General features: G+C 68.8%; 19 protein-coding genes. 6 read left to right on the top strand and 13 right to left on the bottom strand.

Features of this window, described 5'->3' with window-relative positions:
- Nucleotides 1-110: 110 nt before the first annotated feature.
- On the bottom strand, nt 111-239 hold the full coding sequence (locus tag ACQPZP_RS26130; protein WP_433472356.1) for a hypothetical protein: 129 nt from the start codon (nt 237-239) through the stop codon (nt 111-113).
- Between the two features lie 454 nt (nt 240-693).
- Nucleotides 694-1,206: a hypothetical protein gene (locus ACQPZP_RS26125; RefSeq protein ID WP_433472355.1), complete on the bottom strand. Its 513-nt coding sequence runs from the start codon at nt 1,204-1,206 to the stop codon at nt 694-696.
- 566 nt (nt 1,207-1,772) lie between these two features.
- On the opposite strand from ACQPZP_RS26125, the gene ACQPZP_RS26120 reads away from it, so the two are divergent.
- Entirely contained in the window at nt 1,773-2,858 is a 1,086-nt protein-coding gene (locus ACQPZP_RS26120) for a hypothetical protein (RefSeq protein WP_433472354.1), read from the top strand.
- 272 nt (nt 2,859-3,130) lie between these two features.
- On the opposite strand, the gene ACQPZP_RS26115 is transcribed toward ACQPZP_RS26120, so the two are convergent.
- Together ACQPZP_RS26115 and ACQPZP_RS26110 are read right to left on the bottom strand one after the other, a co-directional pair.
- Nucleotides 3,131-3,325 carry a hypothetical protein gene (locus tag ACQPZP_RS26115; protein ID WP_433472353.1) on the bottom strand — a complete coding sequence of 65 codons (195 nt, stop codon included), beginning with the start codon at nt 3,323-3,325 and terminating at the stop codon, nt 3,131-3,133.
- Between the two features lie 1,274 nt (nt 3,326-4,599).
- Nucleotides 4,600-6,345, bottom strand: a complete 1,746-nt coding sequence (locus ACQPZP_RS26110) for an ABC transporter ATP-binding protein (RefSeq protein WP_433472352.1) — start codon at nt 6,343-6,345, stop codon at nt 4,600-4,602.
- A 950-nt stretch (nt 6,346-7,295) separates the two neighbouring features.
- Between ACQPZP_RS26110 and ACQPZP_RS26105 the strand changes: the two genes are divergently transcribed.
- A complete protein-coding gene (locus tag ACQPZP_RS26105; RefSeq protein ID WP_433472351.1) occupies nt 7,296-7,694 on the top strand; it encodes a DUF6223 family protein in 399 nt (132 codons plus the stop codon).
- A 313-nt stretch (nt 7,695-8,007) separates the two neighbouring features.
- Here the strand turns inward: ACQPZP_RS26105 and ACQPZP_RS26100 are convergent, their stop codons facing one another.
- The gene (locus ACQPZP_RS26100) at nt 8,008-8,868 is read right to left on the bottom strand and encodes an aldo/keto reductase (protein ID WP_433472350.1); all 861 of its coding nucleotides are present in this window, start codon (nt 8,866-8,868) and stop codon (nt 8,008-8,010) included.
- A 53-nt stretch (nt 8,869-8,921) separates the two neighbouring features.
- Here ACQPZP_RS26100 and ACQPZP_RS26095 point away from each other — a divergent pair, with 53 nt between their 5' ends.
- Nucleotides 8,922-9,209, top strand: coding sequence for a hypothetical protein (locus tag ACQPZP_RS26095; RefSeq protein WP_433472349.1), 288 nt, complete (start codon nt 8,922-8,924; stop codon nt 9,207-9,209).
- Between the two features lie 199 nt (nt 9,210-9,408).
- On the opposite strand, the gene ACQPZP_RS26090 is transcribed toward ACQPZP_RS26095, so the two are convergent.
- From ACQPZP_RS26090 to ACQPZP_RS26080, 3 genes are all read right to left on the bottom strand, one after another.
- Nucleotides 9,409-9,567, bottom strand: coding sequence for a hypothetical protein (locus tag ACQPZP_RS26090; protein ID WP_433472348.1), 159 nt, complete (start codon nt 9,565-9,567; stop codon nt 9,409-9,411).
- Nucleotides 9,568-9,737: 170 nt separating this feature from the next.
- Complete coding sequence (locus ACQPZP_RS26085) at nt 9,738-11,333, bottom strand: hypothetical protein (RefSeq protein WP_433472347.1); 1,596 nt, start codon at nt 11,331-11,333, stop codon at nt 9,738-9,740.
- A gap of 180 nt (nt 11,334-11,513) precedes the next feature.
- The gene (locus ACQPZP_RS26080) at nt 11,514-11,666 is read right to left on the bottom strand and encodes a hypothetical protein (RefSeq protein WP_433472346.1); all 153 of its coding nucleotides are present in this window, start codon (nt 11,664-11,666) and stop codon (nt 11,514-11,516) included.
- 405 nt (nt 11,667-12,071) lie between these two features.
- Between ACQPZP_RS26080 and ACQPZP_RS26075 the strand changes: the two genes are divergently transcribed.
- Nucleotides 12,072-12,650, top strand: a complete 579-nt coding sequence (locus ACQPZP_RS26075) for a hypothetical protein (RefSeq protein ID WP_433472345.1) — start codon at nt 12,072-12,074, stop codon at nt 12,648-12,650.
- Here ACQPZP_RS26075 and ACQPZP_RS26070 read toward each other — a convergent pair.
- Genes ACQPZP_RS26070 through ACQPZP_RS26060 form a run of 3 tightly spaced genes read right to left on the bottom strand, consistent with a single transcriptional unit; the run spans nt 12,645 to nt 15,633 of the window.
- On the bottom strand, nt 12,645-13,484 hold the full coding sequence (locus tag ACQPZP_RS26070; protein ID WP_433472344.1) for an ABC transporter ATP-binding protein: 840 nt from the start codon (nt 13,482-13,484) through the stop codon (nt 12,645-12,647). The two genes, ACQPZP_RS26075 and ACQPZP_RS26070, sit on opposite strands and share 6 nt — an antisense overlap.
- A complete protein-coding gene (locus ACQPZP_RS26065; RefSeq protein WP_433472343.1) occupies nt 13,481-14,557 on the bottom strand; it encodes a FecCD family ABC transporter permease in 1,077 nt (358 codons plus the stop codon). The genes ACQPZP_RS26070 and ACQPZP_RS26065 overlap by 4 nt, the downstream gene beginning before the upstream one ends.
- Nucleotides 14,554-15,633 (bottom strand): FecCD family ABC transporter permease, encoded by a 1,080-nt coding sequence (locus tag ACQPZP_RS26060; RefSeq protein ID WP_433472342.1) that lies wholly within the window; start codon nt 15,631-15,633, stop codon nt 14,554-14,556. Before ACQPZP_RS26060 ends, ACQPZP_RS26065 begins: the two co-directional genes overlap by 4 nt.
- 111 nt (nt 15,634-15,744) lie before the next feature.
- On the opposite strand from ACQPZP_RS26060, the gene ACQPZP_RS26055 reads away from it, so the two are divergent.
- A complete protein-coding gene (locus ACQPZP_RS26055) occupies nt 15,745-16,728 on the top strand; it encodes an ABC transporter substrate-binding protein (protein WP_433472341.1) in 984 nt (327 codons plus the stop codon).
- Between the two features lie 117 nt (nt 16,729-16,845).
- A complete protein-coding gene (locus tag ACQPZP_RS26050) occupies nt 16,846-18,330 on the top strand; it encodes a protein kinase domain-containing protein (RefSeq protein ID WP_433472340.1) in 1,485 nt (494 codons plus the stop codon).
- Between the two features lie 229 nt (nt 18,331-18,559).
- On the opposite strand, the gene ACQPZP_RS26045 is transcribed toward ACQPZP_RS26050, so the two are convergent.
- Together ACQPZP_RS26045 and ACQPZP_RS26040 are read right to left on the bottom strand one after the other, a co-directional pair.
- The gene (locus ACQPZP_RS26045; protein WP_433472339.1) at nt 18,560-19,435 is read right to left on the bottom strand and encodes a hypothetical protein; all 876 of its coding nucleotides are present in this window, start codon (nt 19,433-19,435) and stop codon (nt 18,560-18,562) included.
- Between the two features lie 321 nt (nt 19,436-19,756).
- Entirely contained in the window at nt 19,757-19,978 is a 222-nt protein-coding gene (locus ACQPZP_RS26040) for a hypothetical protein (RefSeq protein ID WP_433479678.1), read from the bottom strand.
- Between the last annotated feature and the right edge of the window lie 8 nt (nt 19,979-19,986).

The following is a 19,986-nucleotide window of genomic DNA, read 5'->3' as shown; positions in this document are numbered from 1 at the left end:
AAAAGCCAGCATGGCATGGATAGCCCGAAGCGTCTTGCCTGAGCCCGTTGGCAGGACGAGCTGCACGAACTCATGCGCTTCATGTCTCAGAACTGCATCTGCGGGCCCAATCAATCGGCGCGGTCGCGGCGCACGTGGCGCTTGTCCGACACCCGTGTCAGGCCGCCGGTACCCGGCAGCACAACCAGTAGCGGGAGCTCGGGCAGGGAGACCGCCGAGGAACGGTCGTCCACCAGCATGATGTGCTCGCATGCCAGCGCGGGTCTCGTTGGGGAACTTGCAGAAGTTCACCTTCCACTCATGCGCCGACGCCGCCAGCATCCGGATGTTCGCCCCGGCACAGAAGATCTTCTCCTTGCGCTGGTCACCACAACCGTCCGCACCTCGAGGTGCTCGAATCGCAGCCGCTGGACGGGATCGTGGAGCTCGATGTCCACGCCCAGGTCGTACGAGTTCAGCCTCAGCTCATAACCCGGGACCAGCCGTAACGGGACGGGGCGGTCCGAATCTCGCAGAGCGCGGGCGGCGCATGGTCGCCCGCTACGACCTGGCCATCCTGAACGCCGGGCTCGCTGATCACGCTTGTATACGTCCCGTCCGAAGAGGCCCTGCCACTCAGCCGGCTACCCGAGATGACAATCCGCGGAGACCGACCATTCGGGTGCGCTCCGCAGCGGCGGCCGCCGGCGGAGATTATGACCGTCGAAGGGTCACCCAAGCTTTGCCGACAACGAATCCGAGTCGGCGGCGCTTGATCCTCTCTTGGCCGTGGAACCCGGCACCGGAAGGACGCAATGTGGTGATGCGTCCGGCGAGAAACAGTTGGAGTTCGCCACCCGGTCCCACGGTCCACTTTCCGCGCCATGGGGGATCATCGCTGGACGGGTCCCATTCGGCGATGTCCCCATCAGGTTTTAGGACGAGCGTGAAGTGGCGCCCGGTCTCGGTCATCTTCTGCCACTCTCCGACGATGTCGACGTCGCGGAGAGTTCCAGCCGTGGCTGCCTCCGCATCTCGACCGGCAGTCGGGTGGGCGGTGCGATCGGGCGCGAGCCACACGGCGACGGAGATGCTCACCACGCCGGCCAAAGCCGATACCGCCGCCAGTAGCTTGTCGGCCTGCTCCCACTTCATCGCGAAGGAGAGCACGAGGACTCCGATGGCCACAGCGATCGTCGTGGCCACCAGTACGCGCCGAGTCTTCACGGGGACCATTCTTCCCTACCTGCGGTCGCCGTGCTGTCACTTCCAGCAGTAGGAGACTTTGGACGTGATTACAGCTCGTGCAGAGAATGACAGGGAACGACAGCGAAGCGCGGGAAACGACATCAATCTACGGAGCCTATAGTCAGGATGAAGTGGCCGTGCGGTGGCCTGCTGACGGTGGGGGAGTGGCTCGCGCAGTGAGTGACCACCACCCCGGCCATTCGGGTTAGGGGCATCCGGTTCCGGCGACGGGCACATCATGATCGAGCCCGACGTCGGGCCTCTGCATGAGGTCGGCGACCGGCTCTGGCTCGGACCGCCCAAGAGCCCGCCCGCCACCCGCCCGCATTGATCTGCCGGCTTTCCTCGCCGAACTGCTGGAGGAGGCCATGGCCGGCCGGATGCCCGCATCAAGCAATGATCACGGTCACTATGCGTGCTCCTTACCCGTGCCGCATGCGCCACTCATTACGGCTGTCCACATTAGGACACGAAGGGCAAGCAAACCGGAACCGTGAGCGCTCCGTCACCTCATAAAGGTCTCCAGCAGATCGGAAGGCAGGGCCATGAGGCTTCGAGGAACGGTAGCGGTCACGGCGGCGGCGAGCATCGCGATGGCCGGGACGGCGGTCGCGGCGGCGGCTCCGCAGAAGTGGAGCGTCACCGCGCAGACGGGCCTGCCCGGCAACGAGAACCTGAGCGATCTGGCCCTCACCGGAGCCAGGAGCGGCTGGGCCGTCGGCGGATCCTGGAATGCCGCCACCGACGGGCCGCTGGTGTACCGCTGGGACGGCACTGGCTGGCACCTGGCACCCGTCCCCGCACAGGTGGACGTGGGTCTGAGCCGCGTGGCCGGCTCCTCCGAGGCCAACGTCTGGGCGTTCGGCCTGCAGATCCGGTCCGATCGCGCGCTCAAGGCGTTCCGATGGAACGGGGCCTCGTGGCGGGCCTCGGTGGTCGAGAACGGCGACGTCACGCTCTGGGACGCCGATGTCCTCTCGCCCTCCGACGTCTGGCTGGCGGTCAACGGTCAAGCCAGCGCCCAGCCGCTGCGGCATTGGGACGGCAAGCTGTGGCGCAGCGTCGCCGCGCCGGCCGACCGGGTGTACTCCATGCACTTCACCTCCGCCAAGAACGGCTGGGCCGTCGGCACCACCGTGGACGGCCTTCCGCGCATGCTGCGCTGGAACGGCTCGGCCTGGAAGGCCGCCGCGCTGCCGCAGATCCCCGTGCCCGCGGGCGCGAGTGCCACCCTCAACGACGTCATGGCCCTGTCGGCGAACAACGTGTGGGCTGTGGGCACCGTCAGCTGGCTGGACGGGGACGACGAGCAGTTCCGTCCGGTGGTCCTGCACTGGAACGGTTCGGCATGGCGCAGGGTCGCAACGCCGGACTACCGGTTCGACCTGTCGAACCTGGCACCCGACGGTTCCGGCGGGTTCTGGGTGAAGGGCGGCGTTGAAACGCTGGTGAACTACCGCGGCGGCACGTGGACCGCCGTTCCGCGTCCCACCGTCCCGGAGACCGACGGGGTCTTCGGCCGCATGGCCAACGTGCCCGGCACCTCGACCATGCTCGGCGTCGGCTCGGTAAGCCCCTGGAGCGCGCCTGAGGACGACCGCGACGACGGCATCTTCTTCACCGCCCGCTGATCCGGCCTCCGGCGGCACGGCGACGGGCGGCCCGGCGGACAAGACTGCGTCATGTGACAAGGCCGGCACACGGTGCGTTCCGCAAAGCGCGGTGCCTGTGCAGCCGGTCCTGCCCGGCGCCCACCACCGCGGCGATCGGCCCGGTATCAAGACCCGAGCCTGGAGCCTTCCAGATGAGCCGGGAAGTGAGCCGGGGCCCGTGGCCGGTGACCGCCACACTGGGCCGCTGTCGACATCTGCCGCTCCGGAGCCCTGTGCTGCTCAGCTGGACGTCACGATCCGACGATCACAATCAGCAACGTCACCACCGCCACGCCCACCCCGATCGGCACCGCGAGCTCGGGCTTCACGGCAACCGCGATACCCGCACCCACACCGATCGCGATGATCAGTAACCCACGGGGGCTGACAAGAGGCTGGCCAGGGCCGGGCTGCTGCTCGTGGTCGTTCCGGCGTACGCTCGACATGGACTCGGTCTCCAGAGGGGATTCGGGTTCGGTTCCAGACGGCTCCCTGCGCCAACAGGGGGCCGTCGCCGTTTCCGGTGAGGCCCTGCGAGCCGTGGCACCAGTGTGACCCCGTATCCGACGACATGCGAGATCACACCGGTTAGCAGTGGGTAGTGGGTGCAGCCGAGGGGGCATGGAGCGGAGACCAGCTCGATGTGCGGAGCGGTGACGAAGGCGTCCTCGTAGGCCCGGCTGGTCACGGTGGCCCGGGTGGTGACCAGGGCGTCCCGCAGCATCGCCGGGCTGGGCTGTTGCACGCGATCACCAGCATCCTGACGCCCTCGGCGAACCAGCTCTTCCAGCATCTCCAGCGCGAACGCCCGGACCTGCGCGATCGGACGGGGCCCATGCGGCTGGCGGGTCGAGTCGCCCAGGGACACAACGGGCTCGTTGGGCAGCTGGTCGAGGATCGCACGGGCGACGGTGAGCCCACTATTTGATCATCGGCCCGCAAATCTCAGGCAAGACCATCTATGTGGCCACGCACGCACGTCCTGGTGACGTGGTGATCGACTTCGACCTGCTGGCTGTGGCCCCGCCGCTGGCACCCCCGCCTGGCCGAGTACGCCGCCTACCAGGCCCAGGTGATCACCCTCGACCCTGTTCGTGAGGTAGTGCTGACCCGGTGCGCCGGCCTAGGCCCCCAGGTGCCCGAGCCGCCGCCCTGCGCTGGTACGCGCAGCGTGACCACTCACCACAGGCCACCTTGCGCGCACACCTCGGGGAGGTCGCTGCGCAGGCTCTGCACCACCACATCAGCCAGCTGATCCGCCCGCGGTTTGAGCTCCCGAGCGAGCTCGTGAATGAGGACATCAAGGTCGAGCCCACAAACCCGGCATACCCTCGGGCATAACCGTTACGATCACTGGATCCCCAGGTCAGACGTGATATCGCGCTGGTCTGGTGCATTGCTGGGCTAGGCGTTCACACTTTGACCACGGGTGTGGTCAGCGAGACGACGCGCGTGTCCTGGGCATCTGCCATGACCGCTGGCTGATCCCGCCCTCCTCGCACAACCGAATGCCGAGCGGGTAGCCCGCTACCAGGTGCCGGTCACTGTCGGGCAGACCCGGCCGGCGCCGTCCGGCGCCATACACCCCGGGTGTGGACGATTGCGCACGAGAAGAACTGAACGTGTGTGCCGGAGCGATCAAGATCGCTACATCCGACGGCCTGCAGCCGACGAATCCGCAGATCTGTGGGTGCCCGATGCAGGGCACGGAGAACGTCCGTCATCTGTTCTGACCTCCGTACAGCGTCTGCGGGATCTTGTGCGGGACGGTGAGGCGGGTCGGGTCGGTGCCGAGCAGCACCGTCCGGTCCGCCTCCGGGGCGAGGTGCAGGTCGTGGGTGATCAGGATGGTGGTGCGGCCGGCCATGAGGCGGCGCAGCGGGTCTAGGACGCGGCGGGCGGTGTCGGCGTCCAGGCCGGTGGTGGGTTCGTCGAGGATGAGGACCGGGGCGTTGCGGAGCATGGCGCGGGCGATGGCGAGGCGCTGGCGCTGGCCGCCGGAGAGCAGGCGGCCCTTCTCGCCGATGCGGGTTTGGTAGCCCTCGGGCAGTGCGGTGATGAAATCGTGTGCGTCGGCGGCCACGGCCGCGGCGACGATGTCCGCTTCGGCGGCGCCGGACCGGCCGTACGCGATGTTCTCGTGGATGGTGCCGGGGAAGAGCATCGTCTCCTGCTGGAGGAGTGTCACGTTGTAGCGGAGCGTACGGAGCGAGAGTTCGCGGATGTCGACGCCGTCCAGCAGGATCCGGCCCCCGGTGGGGTCGTAGAAGCGCAGCATGAGGCGGGCGATCGTCGACTTGCCCGCGCCACTCGGGCCGGTGACCAGGAGAAGCTCGCCCGGGCCGACTGAGAAGGAGAGGTGCTCGAGGGCGGGGCGGCGGGCGTTCTCGTAGCCGAACGAGACGTCCGAGAAGTCGATCCGGCCGCGGCTCTGCACCCGTACCCGGACCGCCCGGCCGTCCGCGACGGCGGGCTGGGCGCGCAGCACCTCCAGTACGCGGTCCGAGCCGGCCGAGGCCTCCGCGACGGACAGGCCGAACTGCCCGAGGCTCTGTACGGGCGGGTAGAGGTAGGCCAGGTAAGCGGCGAAGGACAGCAGACCGCCCAGCGTGATGCGGCCGCCGGTGAGTTCCCAGGCGCCCATGCCCAGCACGACGAGCACGCACAGCGTCTCGACGATCGAGGTCAGCGGCTCGTACATCGCGGACAGCCGAGCCTCGGCCATCTTCGCCCGCAGCCAGGTGCGTCCTTCCTGGTGCAGCCGGCGTTCCTGGGTGCGCTGGCGGTTGTACGCCTGGACCAGCGCCTGGTTGGAGATGCTCTCCTCGACCAGCGCGGTCATCACGCCGTTGCTGCGCCGTTCGTCGTCGGCCACGGTCTTGAAGCGGGCCGAGAACGTCTTCGACACCAGCAGGAAGAGGGGGACCAGCGCGCACGCGACCAGCGCCAGGTCCCAGCGGACCACCACGGCGGCGGCCATGAAGAAGACGATCGTGATCACTGAGGTGAGGGCGCGGACCAGGCCGGAGGCGACCAGTTCCTCGATCGACTCGATGTCGTCGGTGAGGCGGGCGATGAGGTCGCCCAGCGGCCGCCTGTTGAAGAACTCCGGCGACAGGCCCTGAAGGTGGGCGAAGACCCGGTCGCGCAGCCGGAGCAGGAAGCGCTCCCCGGCCAGCGCCAGCGCGTAGTCCCCGCCGAACGTCGCCACCCCGGTCACCAGGGCCAGCACCAGCCAGGCCGCGGCGGGTGTCCAGAATGCGCCCAGGTCCTTGGCGGCCAGCACATTGTCGGTGATATAGCCGAACAGCCAGATCGCGCCGACCTCGCAGAGCGCGGCCGCGATGATGAGCACTCCACCGGCCACCAGCAGCCGCCGGTCGCCTTTGGTCTCCGGCCAGTACACCCGGAGTGTCTTTCGTACGGAACTGGCGGAAAAGGGCGCGTACGTTTCGGTGTCGGTCACCGGATGCTCCTCGGTCTGATAGCCGGCAGAACACAAGAAGAGCCGATCGGGCGTAGGTGGGGCCCGACCGGCTCTCCTCGCTATTTCGCCGGTTACTTACCGGGCCGCCGGGCCGGCCGCTTGGGACGGCAGTGCTTCTTCGGCTTGGGAGCGTGCTTCTTCTTCGGCGGAACCGGAGCAATCTTACGGAAACCCATTTGGTATCGCCTTCCCTGCTTGAGCACCGCTTTTCGGAGCTCGCAAGAAAGAACCTAGCGGGCCGATTCCTTGAAACCGCTGAGACGGATCTGAAACAAGAGGAAGACGAAACTAAGAGAGATGAGAGAGTCGTGATGGAACTTAAGCCAGATCTCATGAACCTTGTCGGCCGCCCGCCAGACGTCCGATCACCGTGCTGCGTTGTCCGGAGCACGATGAGGATTCGATGAGACCAACGCAGTGGAAGACCGCCCCAGGTGTGCCGTCAGGGCCGGATCGTTGACGGTGGCGCCTCAGAGCAGCGGGAGCTCGGCCGGCAGGTCGCGCGAGAGAGTGAGGTCGTCGCTGCACCGCCGCCTGCTGCCGCGTCAACGACACCTGCGTCAGCTGCTTCTTGCGACGTCTTCGCAGGCGGCCCACTCGGGGAGTCGTCCTACCTGGCGAGAGCCAACGCCTTGTGGGCTTGCCAGAGAGAGTCGGCTCTGCGCATGAGGGAGGCGGCTACCACGTTGGTCCGTGACACCGGCCGGGACACGGATCCGCCCTTTCCCCATGTGCACACCAAAACCGGATGTCGCTGCGGGCTGGGCTCCGGCTCGTGGACGAGCGCCGACTACCGCGTCCGCGGTACATGCGCGGCGCCTGCGGCATCGGCGGCAGTTCCAAGTGTCTGCGTCTGCGGGACGACCAGCGACGGATCCACCGGACATGCTCAAGCCCTGGCCAAATCGCCGGACGAGAAGGAGCACCTCATGTCAGTCGGATTCACGCTCGCCGTACCGGCGGTCGCGCACGTCATGTCCCAGGCGGCCGACGTCGATGCCTACAGCCTGACCGCCGCGCGACTCTGGGCCACCGCGGCCGCGCTGCTGGGGCTGGTCGGCGCGGTCATCGGTGGGCTGGCGCTGGCCCGTTCCGTCCGGCGGATCGGCAACGGTGGGAGGAAGGGGGCCAACGTGGCCCTGGTGTCCGGGCTGATCACCGTGGTCGCCGGGGCGCTGAATCTGGCCGTCGCCGACGGTGGTCCCGGCACCGGCAACGGAGTCGTCGGCGGCGCCTTGGCCCTGCTGCTGGGGCTGACCGCCATGGTCCTCGGCGGCCTGGCCCTGGCCCGCTCACGCCGCATTGGCCTACCGGCAGACCACACGTGAGGGCCGTCAGGCGGGCACCTCACGCGGACTGATTTCGGTGGGAGCACATGCTCACCGAGCAGAACGTCGGGCTGCGCGAGACGAGGGTCGGCCCAACGCGCGGATCGCCGCCGGGTTACGAGTCGGGCTGCGGCAGGTGGAGAAAAGGCGGCGGCCCTGGCGCGGGGCGGGGCCGAGGCGCTGGGGTCCGCACCGGCGGCCGCGGCTGGACGAACACGGCGCCCGCATCTCGGTCGCCGGGATGGTCTGCTACCGCCCGGGTGAGCATCCCGGCTGATCTACCGGCGTAGACCCACGGTCCGATCCAGCGGTCTTATCTGCTGTCGAGGCGGGCCAGTTCGTCGGATGTGAGCTCCAGCGCGGCGGCCTGGACCGAGTCGCGGATGGTCTCGGGACGGGACGAACCGGGGATGGGGATCACCACCGGTGCCTTGGCGAGCATCCAGGCCAGGCACACCTGCTGCGGGCTCACCTCCCGCGCCTTGGCGATCTCGGCGAACGGGGCGAACCGGGAGCCGAGGTCACCGGCCTGGGCGATACCGCCGAGCGGGCTCCACGGCAGGAACGCGATGCCCATCTCCGCGCACAGCTCCAGCTCCGGCTCGCTGGAACGGAAGGCGGGCGAGAACTGGTTCTGTACGCTCACCAGTCGGCCGCCGAGGATCTCGTTGGCCTGCTTGATCTGTTCCGGGTCGGCGTTCGAGATGCCGGCAAACCTGATCTTGCCCTCGTCCAGCAGGTCACGGATCGCGCCGATGGAGTCGGCGTAGGGGACCTTGGGATCTGGACGGTGGAACTGGTAGAGGCCGATGGCCTCGACGCCCAGCCGCTTGAGCGAGGCTTCGCAGGCCCGCTTGAGGTATTCGGGCGAGCCGTTCAGCGTCCACGAGCCGTCCCCTGGACGAAGGTGCCCGCCCTTGGTCGCCACCAGCACGCCCGAGGTGTCTGCCCCATGACTGGACAGCGCCCGCGCGATCAGGGTCTCGTTGTGGCCCACCTCTGCCGCGTCCCGGTGGTAGGCGTCCGCGGTGTCGATCAACGTCACCCCGGCGTCCAGTGCGGCATGGACGGTGGCGACCGACCGCTCCTCGTCCGGCCTGCCCTCGATGGACATCGGCATGCCCCCGAGACCGATCGCGCTGACCTGCGTGTCGCCGATGCGGCGCATGCGCATGTACTTCCTCCTCATGAAAGACGACCCGTTCCATCCTGCGGACACACTATTAGGTGTCCAGCAGAAGATTCCGCGTCATCCGCGCGGCCGAGCGCTGCCGGGGCAGGCGCGGCGGGCGATCGCGGCCCGCCGCTCTGAAGTTCCTCTCCGACCCGATCGTCGCCAGCTCCATCTCCGTCGCCGGTATCACCGCGGCGGGCATTCTGAGCAGCGACTTCTTCTGGATGTTCCAGTCGCTCCTCGGCCTGTCCACCCGCGGCACCGTCAAGACCCACACCATCCCGATGACCCTGGCCTCAGTCATCTCGCTGCCCATCATCCTTACGCCGGGCGGAAAGTAGCGCTCCAGGGAGCGGACCGAGACGTGCCGGAAGCGTTGCAGCAGGATGGGGTGTTGGTGCCGTCCTCGGCTTCGTGGGGGAGGGCGGCGTGTCGGAACGGCTGCGGTCGGTGGCCCAGCGGGCGAACCGATTTGGACGGGCCCGCTGATTTGTTTGGGAATCTACGGATCAGCAAGGCAAAGCCTCCTTGCGGCCACCCTTAGTCGTCGTCGGCATCCACGGGCTTGCGGGGCGGGTCGCTGTCGTTGGGGTTCCTGGCTTTCTGGCTGCGGTGTTCGCGGGCCTCCAGATAAGCCAGGGCGGCGGTCACCGCTCCCAGCACGGCGATCAGGGCATCGGTCGCTGTCCCCATATCCATCACTGCTCCTTCTGGTCGTCCGGGTTCCGATGGAGGGCCCGGGTGAAGTACGCGATGGGATCACCGTGCCTGCCGGCCGGGTTGTCCACTGCGGGGGAAAGACGATCCCGCAGGTCGGTGCCGGACAAATACCGGCGGGGGAAGGGTTCGGGAGCGTTGGACGCCGACGGTCACTTGGGTCTGGTCGCCACCTCAGGGGGCGGGGTGCCCTTGCCGCCCAAAGAGGCGGTGTTGACCACTTCGGGGTTGATGAGGCGTAGCAGTCCGGTGCACGGGGAGGGCGCGTCGAGCCGGGCGGTCAAGGTGACCTGCCCGGCGGGGAGGTTGAGCTCGTAGAAGTCGACCTCGTGAGTAAGGAGAAGTCGGCCGCTCCGATCGTGCAGCCGCCAGGTGAGACGGGCCGCGGACGCACAGGCCTTATCGGGCTGGAAGTCGATGTAACCGTCGAAGACGTAACCGGGGCCGCTGTGGAGGATGCGCTGGCTCCAAGTCTGCTTCATGTGAGGCAGTGCGAAGGTGGAGCTGACCGGTTGCCCCGAAGACAGGCGGTAGACCAGCGCCTTACTGCTGTACTGGCGGTTCTTCGATCTCGGCGCGGACATCTGCGAGGGCGTTGCACCGGAGACGACCCAGGCCGGGGTCACGTTCCTTCGCTCAGTGTTGACAACCGCATCAGCGATGGCGACGACCAGGACTCCGATCATCCCCACAATCAGGCCCCCCGCGAGGAGAACAGCCGCCGCCCCGACAGCGATCCGCTCAAGCAGAGATGCACTGCCGGGGAACTGTTCGCCGGCGCTCTCAAGCTCGCCGACCGCGGTGGCCGTGGCGGCCTTGGCAGAGGAGTCGACGGCCGCCGGCAGCAGGCTGGTCGTCTCGTCCTCGCCGGCTTTTTCCTGGACTTGTCCGCGGACAATTCGCTGCTGGTCTGAGCTGGGGGTTTCCTGATCGGGAGGGTCGATGCCGAGTTGGCGGCGCAGAGCATCGAACGCGCGACCCGTCTCGTCCAGGCGCGCGGAGCTCTGTTCCAGCAACGCGTCGTACTCCTCGAGTGTCGGCTCCTGGTCGTGGAACGACTCGATATCCGCGTCGAGCGCCTCTGCCGAGGCGTCCTGCTCCTGTTCCAGCGCCTGGCGGTACCGCTCGGCCCGCTGCAACGCCGCGACCCGCAGGCTCTCGGCCTCCTGTTGGCGATCACGTGCCGCGGCCAGGTTCGCCTCGGCGGTCCGAAGGCGTTGCTCGTACTGGACCAGTTCCGCCCCTGGGGTCGGGGGCTGGCGGCGCTCCAGATCGGCGCATCGGCGCTGCAGCGACACCGTGAGCAGTACCAGACCCGAGACCAGCCGGGTCATGTTCAGCAACTGCTGCTGAGCGTCGATCATGCTGCGCTGCGCCTGCTCCAGCCGCCTCCGCAACTCCCGCTCGGGCAGGCCCATCTCCAGTGCGGAAAGCTTGCTGGCGGCGGCCCGCTCGGCCTGATCCAGCAGTTCCAGCCCCTGTTCCAGCCGCAACTGCCGCAGCCGGGGCTCAGGTACCAACTCACGCACCAGCTGTTCCAGCAGGTAGCGCGGGATCAGTTCCGACCCGTTGAGGAACCTCGCCCATTGGGTCCGCTTGTAGGGAGGGACCCGCTCCACCACGTCCCGGACCGTCATCCCCGAGGTCAGTTTCCGTAGGAACTCCACCAGCTCAGCGGCTTCCTCGGTCTCAGCCCGCAACTGCGGTGGCCGCCCCCGGCGCTTCGGCTGATCCGCATTCCCTGCCACGCCACCTCCTCCACGGTGCGTCATGATTCTTCCGCTATCGGACCCGCGCCTGTAGGAATTCGCCCAACGAATGCAACTGGGCAGCAATCGGGCTCATGCGAACTGGACGACTCCGAACCGGGGGTTGGCGCGCCTCCCGGCCCTGCTTGCTGCGCAAGGGGTCTTCAGCCGCGTCCCGTATCAGGTGGGCGCCTGCGTCCTGCCGGGCGTCCCTGTGACCACGTGCGCGAAGGAGGGGCTGAACGTGGTGGAGAACTGCAACTCGGCCACCTTGGCACCGGGCCGCTCCCTGCCGCCGCAGTAGATACCGAGGAAGGGTGCATCACCTGGCATTGGTAGCGCCCTGGGCTCTGCTTCGGCAGGTGTCTTGACCGGCTGCGACGCACAGGGCCTTCGCCAGACCCTATCCTCCCAGTTCAGGGGCACTTTTCTCATGTAAACGACAAGACGTCACCAGCCCCCGTGGGAGCCGGAGGCTAGCCTTCTTTCGCCGACACCCCGCTGAACAGCGGTGGGCCTTGCGGCGTCTGAGGGGTCATGAGTCCCAGGTGTGAACGGTGCGACGGGTCGTTGGTCCCGGTGGAGTACGGCAGGCCCGTCGGCGATGAGCTCTACCGGCGGCACGAACGTCGCGAGATCTATTACACCGGCGGGTGCATGGGCCCGCCGGAGCCGTGGTGGTGCTGGTCGTGCGAGGAGTTCGCCGACCCCGAACCGCGTCCCTCTCCATCCCTGACCGTGGAGGGCTACCAGCAGTCCGTGCTCGTTCGCATGCGCGAGATCGCTCCACGGGCGCCGCTGCCTTTGCCGGCGCCCTACGACGATCCGCCGGCACATCTGGTGGAGGAGGCCGGTCAGTGGAGCATCATGCAGTTGCCGAAGATCAAGGATCTGGCGGTGATCCTGGGTGATCCGGTCGGCGGCGGTCCCTCCCGGCACCGGTTCGCCCTGCCGCTCTGGCCCGATTTCTGGCTTGAGCACACGAGCTCGGAGGAACAGTTCCCGTTCGAACAGCGCGTAACCAACACCGCGCAGTACGTCGTCGACCGCCGGTTCGTGCGCAGGTCGGGTGAGCCGATGCGGTCATCCGACGACCTGCGCCCCTGGTCGGTGCTCCGGCTCGAAGCCGAGGCGTTCTTCGGCTGGGAGCCGACCCGGACGCCCAACAGCTATTACCACATCGTGCCGTTCGAGCTCGACGGGCGCCCGATGAAGGCGTACTTCGTCTATGACCTCCTCGTGCACGTCGAGGAATCCTCGGATCGCGGACGAAAGGCTCTCGAAACCGGGTTTCCGTCGGACCGTTGTGGCTCATAGATCGGCACGAGAGCCGAGCGGGATCACCAGGGGCGCGCCGGTGACCGGGTCTTCGATCACTTTGGCGGGCAGGTCGAACACCGCGTTCAAAAGGTCCTCGGTCAGGATTTCGTTCGGTTCGCCGTGCGCCACTACACGGCCGTCGCGCATGGCGACCAGGCGATGGGCGTAACGGGCGGCCAGGTTGAGGTCGTGCAGCACCATCACGACCGTGCGGCCGTCTTCGTCGTGCAGCTTCTGGAGGAGTTCCAGGACGTCCACCTGGTGGGCGAGGTCGAGGTGGGTGGTGGGCTCGTCGAGGAGCAGAAGTTGGGTGTCCTGCGCCAGCGCCATGGAGATCCACGCGCGCTGCCGTTGGCCGCCGGACATCTCCTCCAGCGGGCGCTCGGCGAACTCCAGCATGCCGGTCTTGGCCAGGGCCGCGTTCACGATCTCCTCGTCCCCGGGCGACCACTGCCGGTACCAGGATTGGTGCGGGTGGCGGCCGCGGGCGACCAGGTCGGCGACCGTGAGCCCTTCGGGCGCCTGCGGGGACTGCGGCAGTACGGCCATCCGCCGCGCGACTTCTTTGGTCGGCAGTGCGGCGATGTCGGCGCCGTCCAGCAGCACCCGTCCGTGGCGCGGTTTGAGCAGGCGGCCCAGCCCGCGCAGCAGGGTGGATTTGCCGCAGCCGTTGGGCCCGATGATGGCGGTGATGGCGGCGCTCGCCAGATCGAGGGTCAGGCCGTCGACGACCAGCCGGTCGCCGTATCCGAGCCGCAACTCGCGGGCGGACAGCCCGGCGGCGGCCGGCCGCTCGGCGGACCGGGCCGTGGCAGGGTCGACGTGCTTCACGTGGTGGCCTTTCGCCGGGACCGGACGAGCAGGTAGAGCAGGAACGGCGCGCCGATGACGGCGGTGACCACGCCGACGGGCAGCTCCACGCCGCCGAACGCGGTCCGCGCGATCAGGTCCGCGCCGACGGTGAGCACCGCGCCGACGACCAGCGACCCGGTCAGCGGGGGCTGCCCGGTCCCGGCCAGGCGCAACGCGATCTGGGGGGCGGCCAGGCCGACGAACTCCACCGGCCCGGCGGACGCGGTGGCGATCGAGGCCAGTGCGACGGCCGCGAGGATCAGCAGGGAACGGTCCCGGTCGACGCGCAGGCCGAGCGCCCGGGCCGGTTCGTCGCCGAGCCGCAGCGCCCCGAGGGTGAACGCGCCGACGAGGGTGAGCGGGACGAGGACGGCCAGCACCAGCGCGACCGGGCGGACGTGTTCCCAGCCGCGCGCGTTGAGGCTGCCGGTGATCCAGGCCATCGCACGGCCGGCGTCGTTGACGTCGCCGAGGGTCAGCAGCCACCACTTGACGTTCGCGGCGACGCCGGAGACGCCGATGCCGACCAGGATCAGCCGGTAGCCGTCCAGACCGTGCCGCCAGGCGAGCAGGTAGACCCCGATTCCGCCGGCCAGGCCGCCGGCCAGGGCGGCCAGCGGGATCCCGATGGCGGCAAGCGCGCCGCCGGCGCCGCCGGCGGCACTGCCGGTCGCGACGATCAGCCCGACCACCACGACGCTGGCGCCGGCGCTGATCCCGAGAGTGTCAGGGCTGGCCAGCGGGTTGCGCGAGATGGTCTGGGTGAGCGCGCCGGCCAGGCCGAGCGCCGCGCCGACCAGCGCTCCGGTGAGGGCTCGGGGCAGCCGCAGCTCCATCACGACGAAGCGGTGCTCCGGGTCGCCGAGCAGTGCGCGGACGACGTCGGCGACGCCGATCGGGAAGTCGCCGCGGCCGATGTTCAGCGCCATCAGCAGCGCCAGTGCGGCCAATCCCGCCAGCACCACCACGGCGGCACGCGGCCGCACCCGGAACGACAGTCCGGCCGCTCGCGCCGCCGGGTGTCTCTTGGACGAGGTCGCCGGGGCGGTCACAGCCGCACCGGCTTCCTGCGCCGGACCAGCGCGATGAAGAACGGTCCGCCGATCAGCGCGAGCATGATGCCCACCTCCAGTTCGTCCGGGCGGGCCACCACCCGTCCGGCCACGTCGGCGGTCAGCAGCAGCGTCGCGCCGAGCAGTCCGGAGAACGGCAGCAGCCACCGGTGGTCGGGACCGGACAGCCCGCGGGCCAGATGCGGCACGATCAGCCCGAGAAAGGCCAGGGCGCCGCAGGCGGCGACGGCGGTTCCGGTCAGCAGTGTGATCGCCGCGATGCCGACCGTGCGGGTCAGCCGGATCCGGTGCCCCAGGGAGCGGGCGACGTCCTCGCCGAGTGCGAGCGCGTTCAGTCCGGGCGCGTTCGCCATCGCCAGGACCAGCCCGATGACGACGAAAGGCAGCAGCCCGGGCAGCACGTCGATGTCACGGCCTGCCAGGGCCCCGGCCTGCCAGAACCGGTAGGTGTCCATGGCCTGCTGGTCGATCAGCACCAGGCCGGCGACCAGGCCGTGCAACAGCGCGGTGACGGCCGCGCCTGCCAGTGCGAGGGTCAGCGGGGTCGCCCCGCCGCGGCCCGCCCCGCCCAGGGCGAAGACCAGCAGGCTGGCCGTCAGCGCCCCGGCGAACCCGAACCAGATGTAGGTGTTCGGGCCGGTGACGCCCAGTGTGAGGATGGCCAGCACCATTGCGAACGCCGCGCCCTGGGTCACACCGAGCAGCCCCGGATCGGCCAGCGGGTTCCGGGTGTGGCCCTGGACCAGTGCGCCGGCCACTCCGAGTGCGGTCCCGGCCAGCAGCCCGAACGCGGTGCGCGGCATCCGCAGGGATCGGACCACGATGTCCTCCTCGCTGCCCGCCGGATGCAGTACCGCCCCCCACACACCGGACACCGGGACGTACTTGGTGCCGATGACGATGCTCGCCAGCGCCGCCGCAGCGGTCAGCACCACCAGCCCGGCCAGCACCAGTGGCCGGTGCCGGCGCAGCACCCGCAGCCACCGGACGGGCCATGGGCCCGCTCCGGCGCCGTTCCCGGCGCGCGTTCTCACCGGGCGGGCAGGCGCGGTCACGGCGCCCCCTCTCCAGAGGGACCGGACCCCCTCTTACTCGGTAGATCAGAGTGTGATTAGGTAAGCCTCGCCTAAATGAGGCAAGGCTTAGCTAATCGAGGGGAATCTTAGATGAGGATGTCGCCGCTCCGTTACGCGGCCGCCGGGATCACCGCCACGCTGACGGTGCTGGGGCTGTCCGGCTGCGGATCCGCAGGTGACACGGGGACCGGGAAGACGCCGCTGCGCACCGTCCAGCACGCGATGGGGTCCACCAAGATCTTCACCGAGCCCAAGCGGGTCGTCGCGCTCGATCAGTCCTACGTGGACGCCGCGGTCAGCCTCGACGCCGACGTCTACGGCTACACCACCTACCGCTCGATCAACGAGGGGCTGCCGGACTACCTCGGCGAGGCCGGCCGCCGGCACGCGTCGAAGGCGCAGCCGGTCGGCACCCTCACCGAACCGAGCCTGGAAAAGATCAGCGCGCTCAAGCCCGACCTGATCCTCTCGGCCAAGGTCCGCCACCAGGCGCTGTACGGCAAGCTCGCGCAGATCGCCCCGACCGTCTTCAGCGAGACCACCGGCGCCTCCTGGAAGAACAACATCCGGCTCACCGCCAAGGCGCTGGGCAAGGAGCAGCTCGCCGATCAGCGCATCAAGGAGTACGAGACGCGCGCCCAGACCATCGGCGCCGAGATCAAGAAGAAGAACGGCGGGACGCTCCCGGCCATCTCCGTGGTGCGCTTCACCGACGAGCCGACCGTGCGGCTCTACACAGAGAACTCCTACTCCGGAATCGTGCTCAAGGACGTCGGCTTCCCCCGGCCGAAGGGCCAGCCGACCACCGACAAGATCGCGGTCGACATGAGCGAGGAGCGGATCAAGGAACTGGACGCCGACCAGATCTTCATCGCCGCCAGCCTCGATGAAGCGGGCAAGGCGGCGCAGGTCCAGGCCAGGTTCAAGAACAACCCGCTTTGGGCCAAGCTCACGGGCGACAAACGCGAAGTGAACGACACCACCTGGATGACGGCCGTCGGCCTTCAGGGCGCGCACTCGGTCCTCGACGACCTGGCGAAGTTCTACGGCGTCGACCCGGCCCGGAAGGCCTGACCACACCCCAACGGCCACCATCCCGTGCTGTGCTGATCTTCACCATCGCGCTCCAAAACGCTCCGTGATCTAGCGATGACTCCTATGATCATGCCGATCGGAGCGTTTGGAGGATGCGTGCCCGAGCTGTCGCCGCTCTTGCCCACCGACCCTGAGAGCATCGGCCGCTACGAACTGGAAGGCCGGATCGGGGCCGGTGGCCAGGGCACCGTCTACCTGGGCCGGGATGAGCGGGAGCGGCGCACCGCCGTCAAACTGCTGCACCCCCACCTGATCACCCACGAGACGGCTCGCGCCCGTTTCCTGGCCGAGGTCGAGATCGCCAAACGGGTCGCCCCGTTCTGCACCGCCCAGGTGCTCGACAGCGGCGTGATCAACGCCCAGCCCTACATCGTCAGTGAGTTCGTCGACGGCCCGTCCCTGCAGACCTCGGTCAAGGACGACGGGCCACGCGGCGAGGCGGCGCTCGACCGGCTGGCGGTCAACACCGTGACGGCGCTGGCGGCCATCCACGAAGGCGGAGTCGTCCACCGCGACTTCAAACCGGGCAACGTGCTACTCGGCCCCGACGGCCCCGTGGTGATCGATTTCGGCATATCCCGCGCCCTGGACCTCAGCCAGTCACTCACCAGCAGCCAGGTGGTAGGCACCCCCGGCTACATGGCCCCCGAGCACATCGACGGCCAGACCGCCGGCCCCGAGGCGGACATGTTCGCCTGGGCGGCCGCCATGGTCTTCGCCGCCACCGGCAAGAGAGCCTTCGGCGGCACCTCCGCGTCCGCCGTCGCCCTGGCGGTCCTGCACAGCGAGCCCGACCTGGACGGCATCGAAGGCGACCTCGGCGAGATCATCCGTTCCTGCCTGGAAAAGGACCCTGCCCGACGCCCCACCGCAACCCAGGTAAGCGACCTTCTACGTGGCCTCCGCACGCCACAGGTCGCCACTTTTCCCGCGCCCCCGCCCGACACGTCCACACCGACACCTGAACCCGCACTGGCGGCAGAAGCCGCACCCGCGCCAAACACCACGAAATCAAGCCAGGAATCCCCGGCCGCCACCCAGGCCGACGCCTCGGCGACCAGCCGCAAACGCCGCCGCTTCCAGATCTTCGCCGCCGCGATGACACTCCCGGCAATTATCGCCCTCACCTATTCCCTGGTCCCCAGGCCGGGAGAAGGCGAGGCCTCGCACCCCCAGCCGAACATCCCCTCCAGCACTTTCAAAAATCCCGCCCCAAGCGCGACACGACCAACCCGATCAGAACCGGCGTCCAGCGGCAAACGGACAACAACAAGTCAGCCGAGAAGTTCACACCCATCCGACGCCCCCCAAGAACGAACCGGCCCGAGACCGCCGGCTACGAAAAAGCCCTCCGCCGCAAAACCAAGAACTCTCGGGACCCTCACCTCGCAGGATCAGGGGAATTACTGCAAGGCCCACGGCTATCCCTATTATGTGGTCCTCAACGACCAGGTCGCCTGCTCAAGGGACCCGGATGGAGACGATGGGACGATAGTCGACGCAACGACCGTCTGCCGCTGGAAGTACTCCGGCCGGCCGAACGTCCACGCAAACGCAAAGACCTGCATCTCGGACCCGTAAATCGAGAGTGCCGACTTTCGGCGTACTCGCCGAACCAGCCGTTCTCCGAGGCGCTGAGCGCAGCGGCCGAGTCCGGGACTTGGGAAAGGCCCCCATTCGTGCGGGAAGGTGAACGGTCCGGTCTCCGCGCACGTGATTGACGTTCGGCCCCGGTTCGTGCCGGGATGGTCCGGACGAACCTCGGCCATGTGAACCCTGTGCTGATGGTGGGTGCGGTAGCGGCAGGCGCTCAGCCGATCCGGGCGCCGGACGGAACATGCGGCGCCTCGATGCCGAACACCGCCACGTAGTGCTCGGCGGTCTCGCACCGCGTGGCGTCGTCACCGACCGCTTCGGCCGTCAGCCGTTCCTCGTCGATCATCATGATCGCGGTCTTCGCGCGGCAGCCGGAGACGACGAAGGCGAAGCGGCGTCGGCCCTTCTGACCGGGGGGCTCGGTTCCGCCCCCGTCGCCGAGCGCTTCGGCCGTTGGGCCGGGGAGCGATCTGAGGAACCCTTCGAGCTGGTCGGGCTGGCTCACCTCGGCCGCCCGCGGGGAGCGGGGCGCGGGGCCGGTGAGCTGCTCGAACGCCAGCAACAGCCCCGGGCTCACCGGGTCGGGGCCCCCGGTACGGGCGCCGCCAAGCATGAGCCCGGCCGGAGCCCTGGTCTTGTCGACGGCGAACATGGCCAGATTCTCGTAGGGCGCATCGCACTCCTCGTGCTCGGTCACCCTGGTGAGGTCCATGTTGAGCCGTCCCGGACCGTCACTGGTCAGGCGCGCGCCACGGGCGGAGTCGCAGCCGCCGGTGTAGGAGAACAGCACCACCGCCTCCCGGCCGTAGTCGCGCCCCCCGGCGAGCCTCTCGACATCGTCGGCGTCCGGCACGCCCCGGCCCCCTGTTCCGGCGAACCATCCGCGCACCGCGCGGGCGTCGGTCCGGCTGCGCAGCACCGTGGACACGTCCGGGAGGCCGTGCCCTTGGTGGAAGGTCAGCAGTTCGGCCTTCACCGTCCTGGTCGGCACAACACGCGGGACGGTCTCCGGCCACAGGACCGCCACCGCCAGACCGGCCACCGCGAGCACGGCGGCGACACCCACCGCGATGGCCCCTTTGCCGCCCACGCCGCCTTCGACGGTGGGGATCCGGCCTGGGTTCCATACAGAGGCGACACCGCACGGGGATCACCCAGCGCATCCGCTCAGCGTCGGCGCACCCGGCGCATACTGTCCAAGGCTGCCCCGGCCCCGTAGCACCTCGGTGTTCTCCCACGATTGTTAGAGGACGACGTGCAGTGGCCGGGGGCGGGTGCTGACGCTGCTCGTGCAGGACCGGCTCGCTCAGGACGCGGGGGCGCACGCTTTCATCGTGTGCGGGGACGTCAACGACTACATGCAAGTCGACGATCAGGGTGAGCCGGCCATCGGTGAGCTGGTCGGCTGGGATCAGGTGGTCAACGCGGTCGCCCCGGTGCCCGAGGCCGACCGGTGGACCCACTTCTTCAAGGGACGCGAGCAGGAGCGCCTACCAGCCCGGCGGCGCCATTGCGAGCGTATTCGCCTGTGTCGCCGCTGGCCAGCGGCCCCACGACCGTGGCACCATCGCCCCCACAGACCGGCGATCGGTTGCACAGCGACCACACCCGCATACGCCATCACCTGCGGCACCAGGTACG

The sequence above is a fragment of the Spirillospora sp. CA-142024 genome (assembly GCF_050942325.1).
GTDB lineage: Bacteria > Actinomycetota > Actinomycetes > Streptosporangiales > Streptosporangiaceae > Spirillospora.
The sequence above is the reverse complement of the archived record's forward strand: the minus strand, read 5'-3'. Positions and strand labels throughout refer to the sequence as shown.